This window comes from Pseudomonas sp. PAGU 2196, from assembly GCF_022179005.1.
Lineage (GTDB): Bacteria > Pseudomonadota > Gammaproteobacteria > Pseudomonadales > Pseudomonadaceae > Aquipseudomonas > Aquipseudomonas kermanshahensis.
Genome location: NZ_BNTL01000035.1, coordinates 48084 through 70913 on the forward strand (window position 1 = coordinate 48084; position 22830 = coordinate 70913).

Genomic DNA, 22830 nt, shown 5'->3' on the forward strand with positions numbered 1-22830 from the left:
TCACCTGTGGCGCCGAGCGGCCTCACCTGACTGCACTAAACCTTCAGACTTGTCATTCCAGTGCTGCCTTTAGAACTCAATGCCCGTCCCGGTCTCGATCAGCTCGAAGTAGTACTTGATCCTTAGCTCAAGAAGATTGCGGAAAGGAGGCGGCGTAGTTCGGGCTAGGTCATCCAGGTGCGCCTTCAGCCTCGTGAGCCAATCAAATTCAGCATGTAGTTCGTGACGGCGGTATCGAATTGATTCGTACCGACGTGCTAGGCTTGCGAACAATTGGGCGTTAGGCGAGGAATCGACGATCAGCAGCTTCGAAAACTGATCAACAGGTATATGCTGCAAAATGGCTGCATTGCCATAATTCCCTTTATTTATACCGAGCTCATACAAAGAACTGTAATTCTCCTTTGATGATTCGAGTATTTTAATGTAATTAGCTGCCTTGTCTTTTATGTCCTTGTCGCATGCCATTTGTGTGGCAATTTTGGTTAGCTTATAGATGAACTTGAAGGAGTCGTCGTCCTTGGAGGTATAACCAAGCCCACCATACGAATCCGGGATAAAATCAAATGTTTTCTTGTCTGCTATGAGCTTGTTTTGAGCAGTCAATTCCCGAAGGTAGTCAGCAAAGTAGCGCGGTAGATCCACTCCAGACAGCAGGTCGTCTCCGAATTCCTTGAGTCCAATAACAATGCCGGCTACGTGAAGAATCAATCCTGGATGTAAGTGCGTACGGTCGGAAAGCTCGTCAATCAGTTTCAGCCTCGCCTTCTGATATTCGGTGCCGGTCAGGTCAGTCCAGCTCCACAGCAGCCGCCAGGCGGGTGTCTCGGTATACCCTACGACCAATGGGTGCTGAGCGAGAGCGGCATCGATGGCTTGAGTGTCAATCAATCCAGAGCTGTAGATTGATGCCAAAATTTTTGGGTGGATGATGGGGTTGAACCATTTGACGTGTACGTATCTAGCCTTGAGGGCGTCAAATCTATCCCTTTCTTCGGACTTGGCCGATTTACCGAAAAGCAGGCTGTAATTCTCAGATATCGGCAGTGCCTTCAAGTGCTCTAGAGAAAGGTCGCTGCTCCGATATTCGTGACCAGTGGCTATCATATAGAGCAGCAGTTGTTTGAGCGCCTCATCTGCTGTTTGGAGCCTATTATCAACAGCCTCTACGATACGCTCGTACTCGGCGAGAATTGAACGTAAGTTGCGGTAGTTAGGTTTTCCTGAGGCCGAGAAGGTTTCTAGCAGGACTGTCTTCTCTTTCTCGATTGTTTTCTTTGCGGCGCGGCTCTTGACTTTGCCGATAAGCTTGTCGAGGACTTCTAGCGGATCGGATTTGACTTGGATGGTTTTGCCGACAAGCTTTTCTTTTTGCTTGGTGTAGGTGAGGACTTCTGATTCTGGGATGTCATGTTCATTTGCCAGGATGATGACCTTGAGTCCCTCGTGTTCGACATAGCTATTGATGAAACCCATGACTTCGCTAATGGGCATCGCACAACGCTCAAGGTCGTCGAATACTAAAATGCGTCCTTCGAGCTTCAGTGCCAAGTCCTGAATGATATTTTGGTTCTCAGCGCTTGAGTTTACATCGGTGCCAAAGTAGCCGTTGAGGCCTTTCGAGATAACGCTGCCTACAAGCTTTGCTGCGGTGGAGTTCAGATAAGGATGGGCTTGGGAGAAAAATTGATCAGTAATTTGAGTCGTGCTGGTAACACCGTACAGGCTCGCATAGAGGTAGTTTGGCGCTTTCTTCTCGGCTTTGCCTTTGGCTTTGCCCTGACCGTTGGCAACCGCTGGAGCCTGAACGCGGTCATCAAGGTATTTCTTGATGAAGAAGGTTTTCCCTGCACCCCACGGGCCGTTGAGCATCACCGCGTAGGCGGCATCGGTTTCCGAGTTGAGGTAGTAGTCCAAGAATACAGAAGCATGCATGCCCATCACTCGATCCCGTCCATAGTGTCGAGAGCCTCTGCCTCGACTGAAAAAGTGACCGGAATATTGCCAAAGAATCCGTAGCATTCAAGCTATCCCCGGATGCATTCTCTAGCCCAGAGAGGCCTGCACCTGGCCCACCTCCCGACAATCCGCGCTCCAGCAGGCCCTAAGCACTGCAGAGCAAATCCCCCAAAGTACCTCGCTCTGAGTCGCCGAAATCTCCTAGTGACGCGACAGTCGATGCGATGTACGTTACGCCTGCTGCGCGACATTACACTGCACCGATCAAATCGGTTGAGGGCATCACCATGGCAGGCGTTGAGAGCGAGGAAATCGACGATTTCGATGAAGAGGAATTGTCAGATGAGGAGCGTGAGGCGGAATATGACAGCCTAGAAGAGATCTTCGGCTGCGAAAGTCGGGAAGATGCTGAAGAGCAAGCATACGACCAAGTGCTCAAGCAAATAGAGCGACCGGACTGAAGTCCCGGATTGCTAAGAGTTCTCCAGAGCCCCAAAACGCCGACATGTCCGCGATTTGGGGCTTCGAGATTTAAGGTGCAGGGCCAACCATTGCGGTCAGAGCGCGACTTGCGCAACCTGCCTCAACAACCGAGTCTGGAAATCACCGGTCTTCCCACGAGCGCTGTCAGTGCAGGCAGCCTCTTGCTTCGGATGTAGTCGATGCTCCCCACCAGATACACGCAGTCTCTAGCCCGAGAAATGGCGACGTTCATGCGTCGGTCGTCTGCATAGAACGTGGCGGGCCCCACGGTGCGCACGAACGAGAAGAAGACGACGTCAGCCTGCCGCCCTTGGAACGCATCGACAGTGTCCACCTCGATCGTCAGGTGATCATGGAAATCGAGCGTGCCCAAAGCGAGCTTGAGCTGCCTGCACTGTGCGCGGTACGGCGTGATCACGGCTACACTCAGGCGTTTGCCGTCGCTGAAGTAGGGCTTGGCCTTTTCACCTTGAGGAGTAGCGCTGGTTGCATTGAGCAACACATCACCAGAGTCCGCAGCATTATCACCAGCTGCAGCCTCAGCAATCGCCGCAGCTTTTGCTTCGCCGATTTGCTCGCACATGGTCTTCAGACGATCAACGATAATCTGAATCTCGCGCTTGTTGATAAGTGTCTTCTCTTCTTCGTTTTTGCGTTCAGGTGGGACGATGTAGCCCTTGGAATTGTAGGTCAGCCAGGCGAAGTGCTCAAACAGACCATTACCTTCCGTGCGGCTGTGGGCGAGGGTGTTGTTGTAGAAGTGCTTGGAGATGAATTTTCCGATCTCAGGCAGCATCCGGTACTGCTTCAGCAGCGTGCCTTTCATGTGCTTTGGGAAGTTTTCAAAGATGCGCTCGATGACGCCGCCTCTGATGAGCTTTTCCTGGGTCTTGTCGAGTGCCGAGAGGGCTGAAGACTCTTCTTTGCAGAAGGTCGGTGGCAACTGCTTGTGATCGCCGACCAAGACGCACTTGCGAGCCACTGTGAGTGCCATTAGCCACTCGGGCAGGGTAGCCTTGGAGCACTCATCGACAATGGCCAGGTCGAACATGTCACTGTCCTTGTCGATGAAGTGATCCACCTGATTGCAGGTCACGCCGATGATCTGATGTCGGTTGGCGAGGTTGCGCACTAGCCACCGTGGAAGGTCGACGCTCCCGTCGCTGTTCGTGCGTCCGCGATCCAGCTTTTGCCACAAACGCTCTGTGAGCTCTGGCGCTTTCTCCCAGGCATCTCTCCAAACGGCATCAGCCCGATCTAAAGCTTGTACTTCGATGGCTGCTAAGTTTTCCAAGGTGACGACCATGAAGCGTGGGTAGCGCATCACCATGGACATGTCGGAAGCTGGAAGGTGCGTGGTCAGGCGATCAAGGGCGTTGTCGACTGCGACGTGTGTTTCGGAGCTGATGAGGATTCGCGCTTCGGGTTTGCTACGTAGGGTTTGGAGGATGATCTCCACGATTGCAGTGGTTTTACCGGTGCCAGGAGGCCCTTGGAGGAAGAAAATGTCTTCGCAAGCCAAGGCTTTCTGGATTTGGGAGTAGGCATAGGTATCAGTCAGGTAACACTCCTGCACGGGTGTAGTGGCGTGGATGGCCATCGAGTCGTGCAGCCCCAGCTCGGCAAGTTCAGCAGCAACCTTCGTTTTGCGATCGGTAGCGTCGAGGTTCTCCTCCAGTTTGCTGTCCGATGCGTCGTCTGCGGATCCTGCCGTCTCGGTGTAATATCTGGCCAAAATGTTGTTGTGTGCGACGTTGCAGTTGGCCCCACTGCGGAATCGCAGGACATACCTGATCTGTCTTTCATACTTTGCGCGGGTGATCGGATCGGCTGTGATCTCGACAAGCTTTACCAAGTATTCCAGCCAGTCGTCGATGTGATCGAGGAAGTCTGGATCCGGCGTGATAGGGGAAGGGGATGTTCTCAGGTCTCCCTGGTTGAAGTGCTCTTTAGATGTCATCTCAGATCCCCTCAACTTTTGGCTTCAAGAGCGACAGTGCACCCGCTGGGTTTCGTACGCCAATGCCCATCAGAATCTTGCTCATCAGTGGGTCGTTTCGCTCCAGTTGCTCCATGCTCAGCGGCAACTCAAGCACCTGGCCAGCCGCGAGTGCCTCGACGATGCGCATGTCATCATCGATGGAGAGCGTGTCCATGCTGAGGTGTGCCATTTCCGCCGCGAGCAATTTGTCCAAGCCCAGGACAAGGCGGTTGACCGTAAATTGGGGCAGCACGTTGATTAACTCATCGTTGGTGGTGTAGCCCAGTCGCACGGCCTCGGAAATGGCGATGAAGCACTCCCTGAATTGCCAGGCGCCCCATTGGAAGCTGAGCTTCACGCGTGTTGTGCTTGATGTGCTCATTGTTGCCTCCTTGCTGGGTGACGCACTGAGTTGGTTGCCAGGCCGATCGCTGGCCAGTAGATGTCTGTGTCGTCGCGCGAGAGCAGGGTGAATACCTGCTCGATGGTTTTTGAGGGGTGCAGGTCGTTGATCCAGCCCATGAGCTTCTTGATTTCATCGCGACGAGATGTGAACACCTGACGGGCCTTGAAGAAGTTGTCCTGGTGTTCGCGGGCGGCTGCCAGCGAATGGATAATCTCTGAGCGCGCTTCCTTGTCCGCATCGAGCGTGGAGAACTCCTTAAAGTCGTGAGCCCACTTGATGCGTGTTTGGATAATCGTTCTCCGCTGTTTGAGGTCTGCTGTTCTGCGCTTGGCGTCTTCCCAATCGGGCCTCGTATCGATAAGCACCTGATTGATTTCCCTGAGCGTACCGCCATTGGGCATTTGTGAAATCCACAGGTTGGCTAGGGGTGAATCGCTGTCCGAGAACTGGTAGTAGTTTTCGAAGATGTCCTGAATTGCTCTGAATTTGGTACCGCACTGCTCGTAGAGGGCCTTCACACGCTGTCTCACGAGCTGGTGTTGCTCACTGTTCCGCTCCTTCTCGGCCTTGAGCTCGGAGGTGGAAATTCTGAGTTCTTTTAGCTGCTTTCGCAGCTTGCTCTGATAGCTTTTGATGCGGCTCAGATCGCGATCATAGTCCTTGGCATCGGACTTGGCATCTCGTGCGAATTGTTTGACGAGCTTGGTGATCTCTGGGGTTGTGACGCGAGGCGGACGGTTCGCGGTTTGTGCTTGCCAGATGCGACGTTCCTCGGCGCGCGATAGCCGGATCATCTCTTGATTGAGTTCATCCAAGTACGAAATCGTCGAACGGATGACTTGGGTTTTGTCTCGCTCAAGACTCCAGCGCAGCTCGCTGATGTTTTTGCGCAGCCAAGCCTCGACACACAGGAACATGGCCTGCGGCAGGTCTTTGAGATTGCCGATATAGTCTGTGGTCTTCTCTATGTGGTCGTTGAGGAACTCAACATACTGCTTGAGCCCCTCTTCGCGTAGCTTGGCGAGCTGTTGGATCTGCAGCTTGTATGCGTCGGCTTGAGCTTGAACCCGGGCCTGGCTAGCCGCAGCCTCGCGCTCATACTCATCGATCATGCACTGCGTTTTCTGCAGGTGCTTATCCAGGCTACGGCTGGTGAAGTAATGGACAAGTTTCTTTAGCATCCTGGGCTCCTTGCACTACGGGCGCACAAAAAATTCGTAGGCCTGATCCCAAGACGTCTGCTCAGGCAGTACGTCCGTGAGACGGACATCGATTGTGGCCAGCATCGTCCGTGCGATTTTGTCGGTATCACCACCCTCGAATGCGGTTGCTTCAAGGGACTGCTGCAATGTTTTGAGCTCCTCGCAATAGGAGTCCATGCGCGCCTGTTCGAGTTGCTGTTCGGTACTGGCAGTCTGGAGCGCCTTGCGGTCGGCGAGAAGAGTGTTCTTGATAGGCGTGAACATGAGGAACTGAAGCTCCAAGTGAGCGTTCAGGTCTTTGCTCAACATCTGATAGCGCTCACCGGCCTGTCGTGTGATCTCTTGGCGTTGACGCTCGTAGTCTTCTTCGATCTGCAGAATCTTCTGCTGGTAGCTGGCCTTAAGCTGATAGAGGGCTTCTGCCTCTTGGGAGGGCAAGCTGGCGATCTGCTTCTCGATCTGCTTCTGCACGGCCATGAGCTGACCTTTGCGAGCACGGTATTCCGAGAATACCGAGATGCTGCCGGAAAACGGCAGCATGTCCTTCCATTCGAACTTGAATTCGGACATCGTGCCGACGAGCCCAGCGTACTGCGACAGGTTGATCGAGCCGTTGGTGAGCTGGGACATCGCAGCCTGCATATCCTCCATCGCCAGCTTTCTACCTTGGCCTGCGAAGTGGCCGACATAAGCAGAGACAGCGAAGGAGAACCCAATCGAGAACACGGCGCCCAGTGCAATGGGGCCAAGGGCGCCAAGCGTGGCGCCAAACAGTGCTGTGGAGGCGATCTCGGAGGCTACCCACTGGCCCAGGAAGGTCGCCGTTGCGGTACCTGCGCTGTACGCCAAGGATCCACCAACCACTGATACAGTGGTGCTGATCATTGACCCGCCGAACTCCAGGCTGTCGATTTCGCCTCGCGAGAACTTGTAGATGTTCTGGCCAAGGTTCACCGCAATATTAGCGACAGCCGAAGCGACGTTGCCTTTGATCAGGTGGCCGCCTGCGTTCTTGAGAGCAGTGTGCGAGGCGCTGTCGATCAGGTTCTGGCCAAGGTGCTGAATGCCAGTGACCAGAACGGCATTGCCGGCGCCTTTTATCGAGCTCAGAACAATGCGCTCAGCTGCCTCATAGCACTGCTCCATCGTGAGGGGATCATCGCTGCGCATGATGCCAAGTAGCTCGGACGCGGCGCTTAGCGTTGCACCACCGATTGCACCTGCCTTGGCTGCATTCGCGTATTGCATGCGATTGAACTCAGCGCGCACGCGGTCTTTTTCTGCGTACTCAGGGCCTTTGTCTTCCTTGATTGTTTCTTTGACGAGTTCCTCAGAGCTGCCTTTGCCGCGACGCTTGAGTGGCTTGCTTTTGATGTCAGGGCGGTCGTCCGAGTGGATCGAGTCATCCAGGGTCTCAGCAGTCTTCTTGTAATTCTTGCTGACCTCGGGCCGCTTCTGTGCGTTATTTGTCGCCTCGTCATTGGCAACGGTTCGAGCCTCAGCCAGTTGTTCCTCCGGGACGATCTTGCCTACGTCCTGATAGTCACCATGGTTGATGGCTTTGGTGCTGTCCTCGGCGGTCTTATAAAACTTGAGCTGGTAGTCTTTGGAACCATCAGGGGTGTTGATGCGAATGTCGGTGACTGGATCGTTGTGTCGTCCTACATCCAGCGTGGCTCGGTGGTTGTTGGCGCCCTTGCCAGCTGCTTCGATGTTGTACGAGCCCGCGTGGTGAGCCTCTGCGATTCGACCCTGCTGTTTATCCAGGGCCCAGTTTGCATACTCACCATCTTTTCTAGTGATCGATTGCTTGAGCATCACCGAGTATTGATCCAATGCATCGGTCAGGAACTGGTTCTGCAGTTCGTTGAAGCCAGCTTGCGCATAGAGGACACCCTGTTCGAGGGTCTCTTTCGTGTCCATGTCATCTCATCCTTCAGATAGGCCTAGCCGGCATAGCCGCTGTCTCTGCCTACGGCAGTCCACCTTAATGCATCGGCGCGCATGCGCTTCTTGATGTGGTTTACCACAAAGTAATGGCGAAATGCCATTTTGGTTGATGGCATTTTCAGGGTGGGTGGCGAAGTCGCCTATTGAGGGCGCTGATGAAGAGACAATCCTAAGGTCGCCCTTTTGGCTCATTACTTTGGGTCAGGGCTTGGCTGATTAAAAATTCTTGATAAACGCTCCTAGAAGCACGTGATCATTCTCAAAATGTTCTCGGTTGGCCTGTACTCAAGGCCAACATTCATCCGGACAGGACGGTGTGTATCATGCCGAGTAAGTTCAACTACGACGTTAAAGCTCATAACGTCATGTTCTTTCTGATAACGAAGGCCGTAGATATAGTTGTCTTCGATCTTCATGCGGATGAGAAAAGCCAGCTCGTTCTTTTCAATGTCTGTGATCCCTCCTTTTACAAGCTTGCCAGCGGTGACCAGGTAATTGAATTTGGCATCTTCGATGAAGACATCCATTCCAGTGAGTTGGGATACGTTATCGGAAATGGCGTTTAGCGAAAAATAGGTGTCAAACTCTAAGCCCGGTATCGGTTTCCTTTCTATCTTGTAGCTTAAGAAGTGACTGAAGTAATGCTGTTGGATGCTTTTGATTTTGTAGTCGTAATTCTCAAATGAATAGCTTGTGATGTTCACGTTTTCGTCATTCGAGCGATCGTCTTCGTGCGCGACAATCATCATATTACCATGTTTGATGCACTGATTTGCCAGAACCGTTGAAAGGTATGACTTCGCTCGCGACTCATAGGTAGTGGGAATGTATCCAATATATGCTGGGTCTGGCGAAAGACCTTCGTTGATCCGCTCCAGCGACGCATTACTTAGATTGTTGACGTAAATGCAGAAAATATTAGTGCTGTGTTTATATTTGTACGATCTTGCTAGGATTAATTGCTCTCTGAGAATTTCATAGATTCGTTGTTGCAGTTCTTTGGATCCAACAAGGTCTCCAAGGAGGATGCTGTGAGAGCTTCTAGGGTCGAGTAGAGGTAAGAGCTTGTCCATGGCGACCCGCCCATAGCCGTAATCATCTATCGTGGTGGAATCGAAAAGAAAAGCTGCCTCATCCTTTTTGGTGGATGGGACAAGTGTCGTTCTGAGAGTCTCATAATTTACTCCGCTTTTGGCGAGGCTCTGTACAGTGGTGCCGAACATCCATTGGATTTCTTTTCGCATCCTGGGGGCTGGTATCTTGTAATGATCGCCCATCGACTCCAGAAATACGTTCCCCCGAGCATTGAGTGTAAAAATGGTAGTCATAGTGATTGCTCCTTTGGTCTTGAGTGTTTCTCAGGGAGGCTGAATTAAAGTAATTAATCATAACTCATCAAGCGAACTCTATTTCTCGGTAGAGTGCTGGCACCAATACTAGACGTCATAAGATTTCACTGCATCCATGGATCTCATCTTCGCAGATGGGTGGCAAAAACATGCATCGCAACAGAATATGTGTTTGATCAGCTATTGCTTTCTGAAGTTCTCTAAGAGTACGCAGCGCCAGTTGATGGTCTGGTAGCCGAAAATGAGGAAATACCTGACGTCGTACAGACATTTAGAACCCTTGTGAGCCTGTCCGGCAATGGTTTATTTTGGACGCTCTTTTGCCTTTTTCAGGCGGATGCAGAAGCATTCAGCTCTCATATTCGGTTACATAGACCCAAACTTCGATCTGGAAAATCCCTGCATCCTAGCCCACATTCATGCTGGCTCATTGACGGCTCACTGCATTCGCTATCAGTCCAAATGGAACTCCAGAATGCCCGTGGTGTGTCACCTTGGCCAACCCCTAGAAAGCCAGGGCATGTTGGATCTGGCTTTTGCGTAGTGAGATAGAGGTAAGTGGGGCCTTCAGGGAGTAGTATGTACCTGCACGTGAGCGCAACCACCTACGACGGGGTGGGTGGGTGGCACACATGCAGAGCTCGTTCGCGATCCGCTCCTTGGCTCTACCTGCGTCTATCGCTTCTAGCACTGCTTTCACCTTTGACGCATCGGTTCGGCGGTCTGGCTTGTGAGTGATCAGCTCTCCACCTTTGTAGTGCTAATCAAGCACTCCATCGATCTCCAGTTAGACGATCACGATCCAAATCATCACGTGGGTGGGTGATGAGCCATTGTTCACCAGCATCCCTAGGGACGTGGACGTCAACAAGGTTCTGGATCTCGATGTCTAGAACTTCGAAGGCTTCGGCGCCCCAGCTTCTATCCGGTTCCCAAAAGCGACGACGCTATCCGCATGGATTTCGACATCTAGAATTCCTGCCCTCAAGTGCGCCATAATGCCGCCCCTTGGGCAGGCACCTACCGCATGCCGCTTGCTTAGCCAACGAGAAAAATACTGAGGCATAGGATTGCACTGAATGACCCCCGCAACTTATACGGCGGTTCTGCCAATCGCGCTGTTGTCAATTGTTTTCATGATAAAGCTTATAGCTTGCCGGCCTGTAAATGGTCACGAAATTTGGCGGGCCACCATGGAGATTCCGGTGGATATTTCCATATTTGGAGTCTCTACCCTAATCAGCTTTATCATGATTTTGGGTAATGGTGGTGCGCTTTCGGAAGCAATTTTTTTGCTCTTGAGCTTTATTGCATTAAAGGCATTTAGTATTATGCTCTGGCGCATTTGCCTTGCTGCTGTGGAAAAAGGTCGTATGGGACAGTTAAAGCTGACTTGTGTAATTCTTGCAACTGGCTTTAACTTTTTTATCACTATCATGATGGCGTCCTATTCCGTAGCACTTCTGGTGAGTAAACAAAATGGTATTTCTTGATCTCAAAGAGGTTGCCGTTATAGCGGGTTATGTTTCTGCTATTCTGTCGCTAGTGTCTGGTTGGTATATATTTCGTTTTAGCAAAAGTAAAACTCGCTATAATGAGTTGACTCAGCGTGTTGAACTTGAGGCTATGAGAAAGTCTTTTGAAGAAAAGATCTATCACCTCACTGAGCGGATGCAAAAAAATCCGGATCGCTGGCATGATGTAAATCATCTACTCATTGAGGGTAATCGTGCCCATAGTGATTCTGCAGAGTGCCCTAGAGGCAGTGCGCTCGCATCGCTCAGGCCTTATCAGTTTATTGATGAACTAGGAATCGATCTGGATTCATTAAAGATCATCGATAATCAAGTTTTTGTTTTGACGCCTTTCCACTCTATGTATGATGAGACTTATGATACTATCAAAGTCGCTTGCAAAATGAATAATTTGCTGGCGGTTCGTGGTGATGAAGCGTTCAAGGTTGGTAATATTTTAAAGCACATTGTTGAGCAAATCATATGCTCACCTTTTGTAGTTGCAAATATTAATGGTAGAAATCCAAATGTGCATTATGAGCTGGGAATAGCCCATGCTCTAGGAAAAAATATCTTACTTGTTTCTGAGGGGTTGGAAGATATTGCTTTCGATTTGCAGAGTGAGAGGGTGCTAATTTATAATACTCAAAAAGATCTCTCCAATAAGATTTACATCTATTACACCAAGTTGCTGAAGGGTAAGTGATGAATTGAGGCCAATGTGCTTTACTCAATGGCGAGAAGCCTGGTGGCGGAGGCGGATGCGATCAGGTTATAAAGGCACATGTCCAAATGCTAGGATTGGCGATGGTTGTACCCACTAAGTTGCTAGGATTGTATCAAAAAAACTGAGGCTCACGGATTCAAAGGAGACACCTTTCCTAGACTCAAGTTGGATTTGAAGAACTAGTCAGAGATAGGAGTAGTGGTTCCCGAAGCGCTTCTCAAGGTTGCAGGCATTCCTGAACGACCTGGGCTTTGAACAGTTTCGGATCGGAGCTTCGTTGACGCATGGAAATCCTAGGGGTAAGGGTGATCGCGTCCGGTTAAAAATACGCTGACACCATCGCCTTTATGCCGGGATTCGGAAGGTGAAATTGCCGGACGCTCGCGCACATCAAATCGCGCATTGCACATAAACGCTGGGCGGTGTTATACAACGCCCAGTCGAAAGCAACCCCTCCAGACACATAGGTTCCGTTTCGAACGGGTCAACCCTGCCATTGAATCAGTGCAAAATCCTCTGGCTCAAATTGAGGATCTACACCTGCAATCTTGGCTTCCCGCCGAAGAATTTCAGCCAGCCGGGAATGCGGCTCCTGCTCACCAATCTATCGGCAGGCCTGTAGGAGCGTATGAGGCGTGTTTCCATAATCACCCTCAGGCAACCCTGCATTCTTTACGAATCCGAATCCCTTTTGGGCGAGAAGCTGAAGATCTTTACCGGACGCGGCCCTGATCTCCTTCTCGAAAGCCTGCACGGTAACTGACCTAAGGAATTGCATTTCGCTGCTCCCCCATTCATCTCCTCTCATCAGATCCTGCAAGAGTCCGAGGACGGTAAAGCGATTCAACGAAGCTGCTCGTGCACTTTCGATTTCGTCCAGCATGAGGGGGGCAGCTGATCGAGGGAGTGATCATTGAACTGGAGCCAATCTTCCGTAACGCCATCCGGATGCTCGGCTTGGAATTGAGCTCTCCATTTTTCAATAAACTCCAAGCCGAGCTTTTGGCTGCCGGTCAGTTTGTCTATCGACGGTATCAAGTTGGAAAGCTGTTTCATGTTCAATAGACCCGCGCTGGGGAGTAATCCCTCCAGTTCGAGGGTCAGCTCCTGGGTTGGTCTTGTTGCTTTATGGCACATTTGAGAATCGTGCGCAGCGACCACTGTGCAAGCGAGGTAGTCAAGGAGAGCGGCATGGGGCGCCGAGCCGAAGTCTTTAGCTATACATGCTGGCGAAAAAAAACGGGCCAGCGGCTCGAAAACCGGATGGCCATTTTTTACTTCGACTTGTGCAAATGCCTACTGACCGTTGCACCGGATACACCGAGTCGCCTGGCAATTTCTGCCTGTGACAGATTCTCAGCTTTCAATTCTTCAATACGCGATCTCAACGTTCCTGCCTCCGCTGCGACAGGATGCGCTTGAGCAGTTGCATCCAGCGGAATGCAGTCGTCGAGCAGGTTCAACTTGCTTAGATCGGCCTCAAGGCGGCTCAGAACCTCACGCGGCGATGTCTGGTGCTCAGCTGCGTAAGCGATTGCTAGCAGCGTCATCGGATCAACCCCCAACGCTTTGGCCAAGTCGTCGCTGACCTGCAAGGTCACACCACGCTGACCCGCCTCAAGCCGGCTGACATGAGACTGATCTCGATGTAGCGCAAGGTCACCTTGAGAAAGGTCACGGCGAGCCCTGAGAAATCTCAACGCGGCTGCAAAGGCTGTACGTAGGGCCATGGAAAGTGGTTCCGCAAACGGAGCGATATGTCGAATTTGCGTCCTTACACGCAAATGCCTATAGTCATGACCGTGTACGGTCATGGTCTGTTGTCCCGCAGGCGGCGATGCATGTCGCCCTAAAGCGGCCATTTCAATATACCGCTAAATCGACATGGCCCTGTCTCGGATGGCCTTGGAATGGGTGTTGCGCTGCGCGCAATGGGCTAGTGGTGCTGATTCAATTTGGAGTCAAAGCGATTAATGAAAGCCCTGATTTACTCCGACTTGCACTTGGAATTTAAGGAGTTCCAACCCCCGCGGATTGATGTGGATCTGGTGGTCTTGGCCGGAGACATCCACCTGCTCAGCAGGGGAGTGATGTGGGCCAATGAGGTGTTTTCGTCGCCGGTGCTCTACGTTTGTGGCAACCACGAATTTTACCGAGGCCACCTCGATCGAACGCTGGACAAGATGCGAGAGGCCGCCGCAGATCATGTGCACGTCCTGGAAAACCAGTCCCTGATTATCGGCGACACCCGATTTCTGGTGGGCACGGGTTGGACAGACTTCACGTCAACCGGTGACTACCGGGTTGCGATGCAGCTGTGCGGGGAGTGGATGAACGACTTTACGAGTATCCGAATCGGGGATGAGTACAGAAAGCTACGTCCTGCTGATCTCATCGCTCGAAACATCGCCACTCGTGAATTCCTCGTCGCTGAACTCTCGAAGGACTTCGCTGGTAAGACGGTCGTGGTGACTCATCATTGCCCGATCCCAGAGGTCAATGGGCATAACAATGAAGGTCATCTGGGAGCTGCCTACTTCAATGAATGGCATGACCTGGTCGCGCAGGCGGATGTCTGGATCTTTGGCCACACCCATCGCCAGGTCGATGTGGTGGTGAGTGGCTGTCGGATCATCTCGAACCCGAGAGGTTACCCAGGCGAGCCGACCGGTTTTGTTCCCGACTTTGTCGTTGATATCTGAAGCGAGGGTGAAGCCAGGATGAGCCGTGATGTGGGTTGATGGATGTCGGCGCTTGTACAGCAGGACGCGTAGCCGATTACTGAGGTGGTTCGCTGGTGAGCCACTGAGCCTGGAAGAGCAGGAAATATCCGAGTCACTGAAAGCTCTTCGGACATTGCGCTACGAAAACGGACGTGTGTCTGTCGATCCGGGGGAGGTTCTTGATCGCCCTGGTTATCTCTCGGCAAGGGCAGCTGCCGCTGACCTCTTGAACGGTGCACGCGCAGATCAACGTGTGATTGACGAAGCGGCACTCGATGAACTGGTGAACTTGATGGTCAGGCCCTTGCTCAGGTCGTTGCAGCGGGGCAAGACATTTGAGGAGGCAGAGGCTGTTTTGGTAGAGGTCATGCGCGAGAGTATTCAGAAGTTCAATGGCGCTCAGGGTGTTGAGCGCAGAAGCTGAGGTAGTGAGTGGTGAATGAGTTGTTGGAAGATGTGCTTTACGGGCCAGCTCAAGTGTTGATGGGCTCGGCCCTCACGGATGATGCCTTGTTGGCAGCGGCCAGTGAGGAATTCGAGGGTCGGGAGTATCGTGTGGTGCGTGACTGGATGATCCTGGATGTCATGGTGAGTGAGCAAGATGAGAAGCACATTCACGCCAGGGAGCTACAGCCGTCCACGCTTTTCGCCGGGCAAGTGCTCTATGACAGCAGAGGCGTAAGGCAGGGTGCAGCCATGCTCTCGGGCTTCATGAGGCAGTTTGAAGACTGCTTCTTTGAGGCGGAAGAAATGGTGTACGTGCTGGGTGGGCGGGGAGCCCGCAAGCATGTATCAATGCCTGCGCTCTCGGAGCTTTCAAGAATGTGCAGGTTGCTGCGCAAAGGTGTGAGCCCACACGAAAGCTGGCTCAGGCTGGATAGAGATATTACAGGGGGTTAGCTACCCCCTGTGTCAGATCCATGACTCCCGCAGCAGTCATTACAGAACCCGTGAAAATGGATAAGCCGATCGCGATACCAGCTTGGGGGCGTAGTAAGGTGTCCAGGGTTTTTCATCACTGTGTCCGTTCCCACTTCTTACTTAAATCTCTGACCGAGTGCTTCAGCTGTGGCAAGCCCCAAACCTGGCGCTCAAACGGGTGCAAGCCGCGTACCGAGAGCATCCGCTGTTCTACTATCAACTCAGATGCTTGCCGATAGTGGTCAGGAGATCTGTAAGTGTCCAAGGCTTTGGCATGAACTCGGCGTTGGCGGGTAATGTGTCAATGGCGATGACTGCGTCTCCGGACGTCAGTATCACGGGCAGATGAGGCCACCGTTTCCAGATCTCCCTGGCCAAGTCGAGGCCGTCCAGCGTCCCAGGCATGTGGATATCGGTGAACACCAGACATGCCTTGAACCCGTTATTCAGCAGGCAGAATGCTTCATCGGCGTTCGCACACGACATGACAGCGACATCCGGGAGGGATGCCAGGCCATCCGTCGTGATTTCTCGGAGGGTGGTGTCATCTTCGACCACTAGAATATTGCTGAGCATGTTGTGCCAACTCTCTGCCTGTCCTCCTTAGGGCTTAGACAGATTTCGTCGTTGCGTCCGGGTGACGAGCGGTGGTAAACGGTACGACAAAGTGCCCTATTGCTGATGAAGCTTTATCAGGGGAGGGCTCTACTCTATACACTAGCTTGCCTGGTTATCGAATCGCGGGATCAACCCATGCAACAGGTACCTCCTGACGAAACAATTCGTGCTGCATTGCAGAAGTCGCACGCCCGGCTCCACCGGCAGCATGGGATCGTCGTTGAATATGGTGTCATGTCGCTCAAGTCGACAGATCTTGATGCACTGCTCACTCAAGCCTGCGCTGCTGTGGCGAGGGGTATGGAAACGCGTTTTGCCAAGGTGCTGACGCCGATTCCTGAGAGCGATGACTTTCTACTGTCCCACGGCGTCGGTTGGGATGACGCGGATATCGGTCACGCCACGGTAGGTGGTGATGTGGCCAGCCCTGCCGGCTACGCCATTGCTACGTACAGGCCGGTCTTGTCGAACCATCTGGGTCAGGAATTCCGTTTTCGAACACCTGAACTGCTGAAGAAATACGGTATCGAGCGTGCGATCAATGTGCCGATCCGAGGCATTCTGGGGCCGTTTGGTGTACTGGAGGCGGACAGTAGTGATGGTGACGATTTCATTGAGAGCGATCTGGTTTTCCTTGAGGGAATTTCCAACGTCATCTCGATGGCGGTAGAGCGCTTGAGTGAGTTGGCCAATGTGCCAGCAGTTAACCCCTATTCGGAAAGCATGCTTAACGCCAGTCCGGACTGCGTCAAGATCCTAACCGCTAATGGCGAAATTGAGTTCATGAATGACGCCGGCATATGCCTCATGCAAATCGGTCATCTTGCACAGGTACGTGGCTTGTCGTGGTTGCAATTGTGGCCGGACGAGTCTAAAGGGCTTGTTCAGAACGCCGTGGCTAAAGGTACAAACGGGGAGTCCATACGCTTCGAGGCGTATTGCCCCACGGCTAACGCCGAGCCGAAATGGTGGGATGTAACCGTCGCACCTATCCTGGGCACAGATGGCAACGTGGATAAACTGATCGCAGTTTCCCGAGATATTACCGAGCGACATAGCTACGAAGCTCAGTTGTTGTCCCTGATCGAAGCTCAGAACAGTCGCCAGACGACCACAGACCTTCACCTGGAAGAGATCCATCATCGGGTCAAGAACAGCCTTCACCTCGTCAATACGCTGCTCCTTTTGCAGGCCAACCTGACAGCGGATGAGGCGGTAAGGCTACAGTTGGAGACTGCGGCGGGGCGGGTGGTCACGATCGCCAGCGTTCATGAGCGGCTCTATCAAAGCACTGGTACGCAAGATGTGCGTGTTTCCGATTACCTGGCTGCTCTGCTCAGGGATTTGAGCAAGGCGTTGTCTGACCGCAAAATCACTCTCAAGGCCGACAACTTCATTCTGCCACCGGAGAGGATGGCGCCGCTTGGTCTCGTCATTTCGGAACTGATCACCAACTCCTTGAAGTACGGAAAGGGCACAATCACCGTCAGCGTGAAGGGTGTTCAAGATCACGCCCTGATTACGGTCGAAGATGAAGGGGACGGCTTTCCCGAGTCTTACCCTAAGCCCAGCGGCACTGGTTTAGGGATGCGCCTGATCAAGAGCTATTCGGGATATGGAGCTGCGGCTATCACCGTGGATCGCCTGGTGAAGAAAAGCACGATCCACGTGCGGTTCAAGCTTTAGTGCCGAGATGTCCGATGTCACGGCACAGCTCCAATATCTGAGCGCATGGTTATTCTGATTTCGCCGCTGTCACCCGTTGCCGATGATCACAGGCTCCCACCTAAGCAGCTCGACGTCCGTTGGTCTTATTCAGAGGCCGGCGGGTTCATGAATCCAGAATCAGCGACACTCAACTCCTCGTGCTCGTGAGAACGCCACGTAGAGTCTGTTTCTGGTGTGCGCGACAGGCTCATGCAGCTTGCCTTCCAGTGAGATTAGAGCGGGCAGCGTCCCGCACGCTCTCTTGAAGATGGGACTTATCTCGACACCCTCATGCTGCGCCTTCAAGCTTGGCGAGCTTTTTGAAGGTCTCGATTTCTCAAATTTGAGCTCTTCAGGATCGTCTGTCTTGCTTGTTCTTTGTCCCGCGCGTGGGGCTCGTCGGAGTCGATTTTTTTGATCCGCAACTCAATCTTGGTATCCCGGTTGTGGCCATTATGAAAGCGAGATTACGCAGTGCCCATCCATCCCCGAGAGGAGGTTGAGGTTCGACAGTCCTGCGTGGTGTGGCAGTGGCTGATTTTGGACGTAATGGTGAATGAGCATGACGAGAAACTCATTAGCCCCAAAGCGTCATAAATTATTGAGTCGATGATTTAGGTGCGGATAGTGGAGAGCGCCCTCAAGCGGGGCGCATCAATCTTCAAGGGAGTGCCACAGCCGGCCCACCGTAGACTTGGGAATACCGAGCCTGATACTGACCGACTTCTGAGTTTCGCCAGCCGCCTTCGCCTGGCGAATAGCCTCAAGCTTTACATGATCAATTTGACGACCCGGCTTCCCCCGAGTGACTGTTCCCTGATCAAAGTACTTTGTAAGACTTTCTCTTGAGCCCAGCACGTCAAGCTTCTTGAGCTCCAGGCGCAGGTGCTCAAGCACCTCGTCATCGGACAATCCATTCGAGAGCGCGGATGCCAGCACGACGAGTGCGGCAGGGTCGATTTCGAGCCTTCCGGCTACGGCCTCAAGCTTGTTGATGGTGATACTCGAGCGCGCATTTTCAATATTGTGCAAATGGCGGGCTTCCACCGTGCCAGACATCTCTTCTTGCGAGAGCGCCTTGGCGTGCCTGATCCCTCGTATCAAGGCTGCCAGCGCCGGCATCAACGCCATGATCTCTCCTCGCAAAAGCGAGGATGAAGCCACGTTGATCAGTCCCACACTATGCAATATAGTGCCTTTATTGGGATATCATATTGATATCGCGAGACAGCCAGAGCAGACCAGCGCGTCCATCACCCGCTTCAAGGTGAGGGTGGGTCTGCTCTAACCGCTGGGGTGTTAGCACCGCAGTGAATCGCAGTCCGTACGGACAAATCAGCTTGCAGCCGCTTGCGAGCACGAAAGGAGAGATAACTATGTCGGATGCGAGTGTCATGAAAGGTGTGCTTGAAGTCGTGGGCCCTCAGAGCAATCTGCCTGAGGGCACCGAATTCACCTACTTGCGATTCAAGGAACCGTCTGGCGCCGTGAGGATGGTGAAGAAAGTGGGAGTGGGGCACTACATCGCGTCATATCTGAAGCCTGGCCTGGAGGGTGAATTTCACTTTGTGAAGCTTGGCCGGCTGGGCTTCATCCTGTATGCGATCAAAACGGTATCTGGTGAGAAGCTGTACGAGGCGGACGGGTTCAACAGCTGGATCAGGAAAATGAGAATCAGCGGCGGCGTATTGGCCTTGCTGTTCATTCCGCTCAGCCTGGTAGGTTTGCTGTTCGGGGGCTACCTGGGGATCGTGGTGCCGATCGTTTTTGTGTACCTGATGTGGAAGCTGATTATCGGATTTCCCAAGGTGCTTAAAGACAGCTATCTGCGTGCGCAACTCGCAGGACACGGGTTCACGGTGTAGCCAAGGCAGCTGCATGACCATGAGCAGCTGCGAGTCGGCTTCACTCAGCCATTTAGCATCTGCTCACTGGTTTCTGTGCCATGGATATCGTGTCGGTCGAGCACCTGACATGGCATAGGCTGTTTATGGAGTATATTGCTGGCCTTTTGCCTTGAAGAAGTGGGCGCTAGGGCGAGTGGGATGGAGAGCACGATTGTCCGTGACGTCTGGGGTGTCGCCTCGGTCTGCTATGGGGCCGGATTTGCGGCGGCCCTGGATCAGTTACTGAATGATTACGTACGCAAGTCTGGGAAGGATGAACCTATCCGGATCACCGCTGATTTCATTGGCGAAGAAGCCTATAGGTCGCTTCTCGCCGCCCTCCAGATCAAGTCACGCCGGCATGTCAGCTACTACGATTACGGTTGGCACATCGAGCTTCGTACCTGGCTGTTTGATTATCTCAGCCGGAGTCTGCAACGCTTACTGGTGCAGAGCGGGAGGGCTCCAGAGATCATGAGTGAAGACCTTCTCGCTCACGATATTGGCGTGTAAAAACTGCCTCTCCGACAACCACTCCCTAACCGGTAGAGACAGCTAGCCGTTGTCCGACACTGACCGGAAATTTTCGATCACGCTAAATAGACTCCCGCTGTTGCGCTTTGCGCCTTGTATTTGATCCCAAAGTGAAAAGCAGCCGGCCTAAAGGCCGAACCAGACGACCTGCCCAAGCCCCCGGTGGGGGCTAGACCGTGTGGGCAGTCCGACTCGGGATACTTTCCGAATCACCGAGTGCTGAAAGGCTGGGAAAAGCGAGCGGCAAATACCTAGGAAAAATCGAGAAATGGATGCGACGCAGATCCCCGCTTTTTTTTGGCTCTCAAATATAAGAACTCCGTCCCGCAAAAAAATTTTATAGGGCAGAATTTGAAATTCTGCTCAGGTTTGTGATCTGTGTCACAAATACCGGGCTTTTTTTGAGTGTTGGAGCCCTAGGAGGCGGCCTTCGATGGAGCGCCTCCCTGCTTCAAGAAATCTCGGAAAATTCCCCTTGGACGGTGCCAAAAGCGACCTGATTTCTGCTCCGGCAAGGTCTGAGATTGATCGAGTGCATCGATAGCATTTTTGTGGTTCATAACGTTCATGAGGACGATGGCTTTGAGTAATACAGGGATGATCGAACGTGTGCTCTATGTGGTGGATAAGTGCCTACGAAGCCAGTTTCCCCACGACTACCATAAGCGGTGCATGTATGCGGCCTTTGGTATTCAGAGGCTCCTTGAGGGAATGGGCTACAAGCCCGAGATTGTCGGAGGAGATTTTCTGGCGTTTGTCGTCTCAAAGGATGGGCGTGATGTCACGCTCCAAGGCTATGGTTCGCCCACAGAGCCCGTCTCTCACTTCTGGGTGGAGCTCGATGGAGCGATCATAGATCTCGGGACGTACTACTTACCCACCGAGTCGAGTTATCCCGCCAGCGAGATGCCAGCACTCAACTGGGGGAGGGGGCATGCTCTGCCCAAAGGGCTCAGATATCGCGAAACAACGCGCTGTGCGTCATCGGAGACCTTGTACCTAGAACCACACATCCAAGAGAAGATGACGCCTTTCTTAAAGGCCTGCATGGCCCGAATGGCCAAACCACTCGTGAAGCCCAAGCTTGGTAAATGGTTGGCTACCAGCCCCGCATCAGTACACAAGGCGGCGGTCAAAGGAGATCTCTGGGCGACCTCGCTGATCCGTTACCAGACAATGTCGGTCTGACACGCAGGGGGTGATGTGGCCATCCAGGTTGAGCGGCGCGACTGTGACAGTTCTGTGAGGTGGTGGCTGGCACGTCTGGACAGACAGAAGTGATTCGTTTCTCCGCTACATTGATTCATGAATCACGTTTAGCTCGCGAGCTTCTCTCTGCACGGTGGAGAAAACAAACGCAGTGGCCATCATCCATTCACTGAGATGGCCTCTCGCAGTTGGCAGGGAATAGTGGCCGTCAGAGCTTGAACTCGATGATTTCGCCAAGCCCTTGCACCATCATCACCACATGTACGGTTGTGTCTTTGTAAGCGCCCAAGGACTCCATCACCTCCTTGATCTGATTCCAGGCGATGTTCTCGGCCTCATTCCGCTTTTGAGTAATGGTCGTTTCGCTCAGGTGAACGACGCCTTTGAAAGCTGTCTCGACAGTTTCGAGCTTGTTCCATTCCTCGATCTCAATGCGGTTCAATTTTTGACGCAAGCGAACGGCTTGGTTCTGATGTTGCCGATCGGTTTCTGTATACGGAGAGACGCTGTAGGTCAGCAAGAAGGAGTGACTAGCCATGAGAGTCCTTTCTGTGGGGTACGGAAGTGCGAACGTCCCAGACTGCCCTCAATAGCGGAGGCCAACAATCAACTCAAAGTAGGAATTGGTTCGAGTTTTTTGGGGTTTTGGTGCCAAGTAATCACTGCTGTGGGCGGGCATGATGTCTGGTCAGAAATCTAGGAGCTAGACATGTGTATCCTGTACATGGCCGAGCCCGGCAGCGCAGCTGAATGGCGTCAGGTTTTTTCACAGCAGGCCCCAGAACTTGATTTTCGTCTGTGGCCAGATGCGGGTAATCCACATGAGGTTCAGTACATCATCGCCTGGGAGCCGATTCCGGATCTCATGCAGCGTTTCCCAAACCTCAAGGCGCTGTACTCAGCCGGCGCCGGTGTCGATCAGTTCGACCTGTCCCAGCTGCCAGAGCATGTCTCGATGGTGCGCCTCATCGAAACGTCGATGGCCGACATCATGGCCGAGTACGTAGTGTTTAGCGTGCTCGCCCTGCATCGTGACATTTTTGATTACCAAATTAGTCAGCGGGAGAGATGCTGGACGCCCTTGCCCATCATTCCAGCCAGCGAGCGCCGCGTTGGCATCATGGGCGCAGGTAATTTGGGGCTAGTCGCTCTCGACCGTTTGCGACCCTTCGGCTTTCAGTTGAGCGCATGGAATCGCTCCTACAAAGAGGTACCGGATGGGCGGTGTTATGTCGGACGAGAAGAGCTGTATGACTTCTTGGAGCAGTGCGACATTCTGGTCAACCTTCTGCCTTTAACTCCTGAAACTCAGGGGATTCTGAATGCTGCTACGTTGAATCGGTTACCGCAGGGCGCTGGGCTTGTGAATGTCGCTAGAGGTGCGCACATAGCTGAAGAAGATCTTCTGCAGGCATTGAATGGAGGAAGGCTCGGAGGAGCGGTTCTGGATGTTTTCGATCAGGAGCCACTTTCACCTGATCATCCGTTCTGGTGCCACCCTCGAGTTTTGGTGACGCCGCACATTGCGAGCAACGTGCAGGTCAAAGGTGCTGTGGCTGTGATTACGGCGAATATGGAGCGGGAGCAGCTTGGGTTGCCACTCCTCAACGTTGTTGATCGTTCAAAGGGCTATTGATGCGCTTGGGGGAGGGAGGCGTGTG

At 52.8% G+C, this 22830-nt stretch carries 22 protein-coding genes; 11 read left to right on the plus strand and 11 right to left on the minus strand.

All coding sequences use genetic code 11. From position 1 onward, the window contains the following. Window positions 1–69: 69 nt before the first annotated feature. The gene (locus tag MFF34_RS25065; protein ID WP_238217120.1) at window positions 70–1941 is read right to left on the minus strand and encodes a P-loop NTPase fold protein; all 1872 of its coding nucleotides are present in this window, start codon (window positions 1939–1941) and stop codon (window positions 70–72) included. A gap of 242 nt (window positions 1942–2183) precedes the next feature. Here MFF34_RS25065 and MFF34_RS25070 point away from each other — a divergent pair, with 242 nt between their 5' ends. Next, the gene (locus MFF34_RS25070; RefSeq protein ID WP_238217122.1) at window positions 2184–2420 is read left to right on the plus strand and encodes a hypothetical protein; all 237 of its coding nucleotides are present in this window, start codon (window positions 2184–2186) and stop codon (window positions 2418–2420) included. A gap of 122 nt (window positions 2421–2542) precedes the next feature. Here MFF34_RS25070 and MFF34_RS25075 read toward each other — a convergent pair whose 3' ends face one another. From MFF34_RS25075 to MFF34_RS25095, 5 genes are all read right to left on the minus strand, one after another. Then, a complete protein-coding gene (locus MFF34_RS25075) occupies window positions 2543–4402 on the minus strand; it encodes an AAA domain-containing protein (RefSeq protein ID WP_238217124.1) in 1860 nt (619 codons plus the stop codon). A 1-nt stretch (window position 4403) separates the two neighbouring features. After that, window positions 4404–4805, minus strand: a complete 402-nt coding sequence (locus MFF34_RS25080) for a hypothetical protein (protein ID WP_238217126.1) — start codon at window positions 4803–4805, stop codon at window positions 4404–4406. Then, complete coding sequence (locus MFF34_RS25085) at window positions 4802–6010, minus strand: hypothetical protein (RefSeq protein ID WP_238217128.1); 1209 nt, start codon at window positions 6008–6010, stop codon at window positions 4802–4804. The genes MFF34_RS25080 and MFF34_RS25085 overlap by 4 nt, the downstream gene beginning before the upstream one ends. A gap of 15 nt (window positions 6011–6025) precedes the next feature. Next, window positions 6026–7954, minus strand: coding sequence for a hypothetical protein (locus tag MFF34_RS25090; RefSeq protein WP_238217130.1), 1929 nt, complete (start codon window positions 7952–7954; stop codon window positions 6026–6028). 266 nt (window positions 7955–8220) lie between these two features. Then, window positions 8221–9309: a hypothetical protein gene (locus tag MFF34_RS25095; protein WP_238217132.1), complete on the minus strand. Its 1089-nt coding sequence runs from the start codon at window positions 9307–9309 to the stop codon at window positions 8221–8223. 1100 nt (window positions 9310–10409) lie between these two features. Between MFF34_RS25095 and MFF34_RS25100 the strand changes: the two genes are divergently transcribed. Further along, entirely contained in the window at window positions 10410–10823 is a 414-nt protein-coding gene (locus MFF34_RS25100; protein WP_238217134.1) for a hypothetical protein, read from the plus strand. After that, the gene (locus MFF34_RS25105; protein ID WP_238217136.1) at window positions 10810–11550 is read left to right on the plus strand and encodes a hypothetical protein; all 741 of its coding nucleotides are present in this window, start codon (window positions 10810–10812) and stop codon (window positions 11548–11550) included. The genes MFF34_RS25100 and MFF34_RS25105 overlap by 14 nt, the downstream gene beginning before the upstream one ends. A gap of 864 nt (window positions 11551–12414) precedes the next feature. On the opposite strand, the gene MFF34_RS25110 is transcribed toward MFF34_RS25105, so the two are convergent. Continuing rightward, entirely contained in the window at window positions 12415–12627 is a 213-nt protein-coding gene (locus MFF34_RS25110) for a hypothetical protein (RefSeq protein ID WP_238217138.1), read from the minus strand. 218 nt (window positions 12628–12845) lie between these two features. Beyond that, window positions 12846–13301 carry a helix-turn-helix domain-containing protein gene (locus MFF34_RS25115; RefSeq protein ID WP_238217139.1) on the minus strand — a complete coding sequence of 152 codons (456 nt, stop codon included), beginning with the start codon at window positions 13299–13301 and terminating at the stop codon, window positions 12846–12848. Window positions 13302–13544: 243 nt separating this feature from the next. On the opposite strand from MFF34_RS25115, the gene MFF34_RS25120 reads away from it, so the two are divergent. From MFF34_RS25120 to MFF34_RS25130, 3 genes are read left to right on the plus strand one after another with little or no spacing between them, the layout of a single operon-like run. Continuing rightward, window positions 13545–14273 carry a metallophosphoesterase gene (locus tag MFF34_RS25120; RefSeq protein ID WP_238217141.1) on the plus strand — a complete coding sequence of 243 codons (729 nt, stop codon included), beginning with the start codon at window positions 13545–13547 and terminating at the stop codon, window positions 14271–14273. A gap of 52 nt (window positions 14274–14325) precedes the next feature. Then, complete coding sequence (locus MFF34_RS25125; protein ID WP_238217143.1) at window positions 14326–14718, plus strand: hypothetical protein; 393 nt, start codon at window positions 14326–14328, stop codon at window positions 14716–14718. Window positions 14719–14729: 11 nt separating this feature from the next. Continuing rightward, window positions 14730–15194, plus strand: coding sequence for a hypothetical protein (locus MFF34_RS25130; protein WP_238217146.1), 465 nt, complete (start codon window positions 14730–14732; stop codon window positions 15192–15194). Window positions 15195–15431: 237 nt separating this feature from the next. Here the strand turns inward: MFF34_RS25130 and MFF34_RS25135 are convergent, their stop codons facing one another. Then, entirely contained in the window at window positions 15432–15791 is a 360-nt protein-coding gene (locus MFF34_RS25135; RefSeq protein ID WP_238217148.1) for a response regulator, read from the minus strand. A 177-nt stretch (window positions 15792–15968) separates the two neighbouring features. Between MFF34_RS25135 and MFF34_RS25140 the strand changes: the two genes are divergently transcribed. Next, window positions 15969–17519, plus strand: coding sequence for a sensor histidine kinase (locus tag MFF34_RS25140; RefSeq protein WP_238217150.1), 1551 nt, complete (start codon window positions 15969–15971; stop codon window positions 17517–17519). Window positions 17520–18194: 675 nt separating this feature from the next. Here the strand turns inward: MFF34_RS25140 and MFF34_RS25145 are convergent. Then, window positions 18195–18671, minus strand: coding sequence for a helix-turn-helix domain-containing protein (locus MFF34_RS25145; RefSeq protein WP_238217153.1), 477 nt, complete (start codon window positions 18669–18671; stop codon window positions 18195–18197). A gap of 245 nt (window positions 18672–18916) precedes the next feature. Between MFF34_RS25145 and MFF34_RS25150 the strand changes: the two genes are divergently transcribed. The 3 genes from MFF34_RS25150 (at window position 18917) to MFF34_RS25160 (ending at window position 21148) form a co-directional block, all read left to right on the plus strand. Then, window positions 18917–19405, plus strand: coding sequence for a hypothetical protein (locus tag MFF34_RS25150; protein WP_238217154.1), 489 nt, complete (start codon window positions 18917–18919; stop codon window positions 19403–19405). 180 nt (window positions 19406–19585) lie between these two features. Continuing rightward, entirely contained in the window at window positions 19586–19939 is a 354-nt protein-coding gene (locus tag MFF34_RS25155; RefSeq protein WP_238217156.1) for a hypothetical protein, read from the plus strand. Between the two features lie 618 nt (window positions 19940–20557). Further along, entirely contained in the window at window positions 20558–21148 is a 591-nt protein-coding gene (locus MFF34_RS25160; protein ID WP_238217158.1) for a hypothetical protein, read from the plus strand. Between the two features lie 229 nt (window positions 21149–21377). Here MFF34_RS25160 and MFF34_RS25165 read toward each other — a convergent pair whose 3' ends face one another. Continuing rightward, window positions 21378–21707, minus strand: a complete 330-nt coding sequence (locus MFF34_RS25165; RefSeq protein WP_238217160.1) for a hypothetical protein — start codon at window positions 21705–21707, stop codon at window positions 21378–21380. A gap of 171 nt (window positions 21708–21878) precedes the next feature. Between MFF34_RS25165 and MFF34_RS25170 the strand changes: the two genes are divergently transcribed. After that, window positions 21879–22805: a glyoxylate/hydroxypyruvate reductase A gene (locus tag MFF34_RS25170; protein ID WP_238217163.1), complete on the plus strand. Its 927-nt coding sequence runs from the start codon at window positions 21879–21881 to the stop codon at window positions 22803–22805. Window positions 22806–22830: the final 25 nt, after the last annotated feature.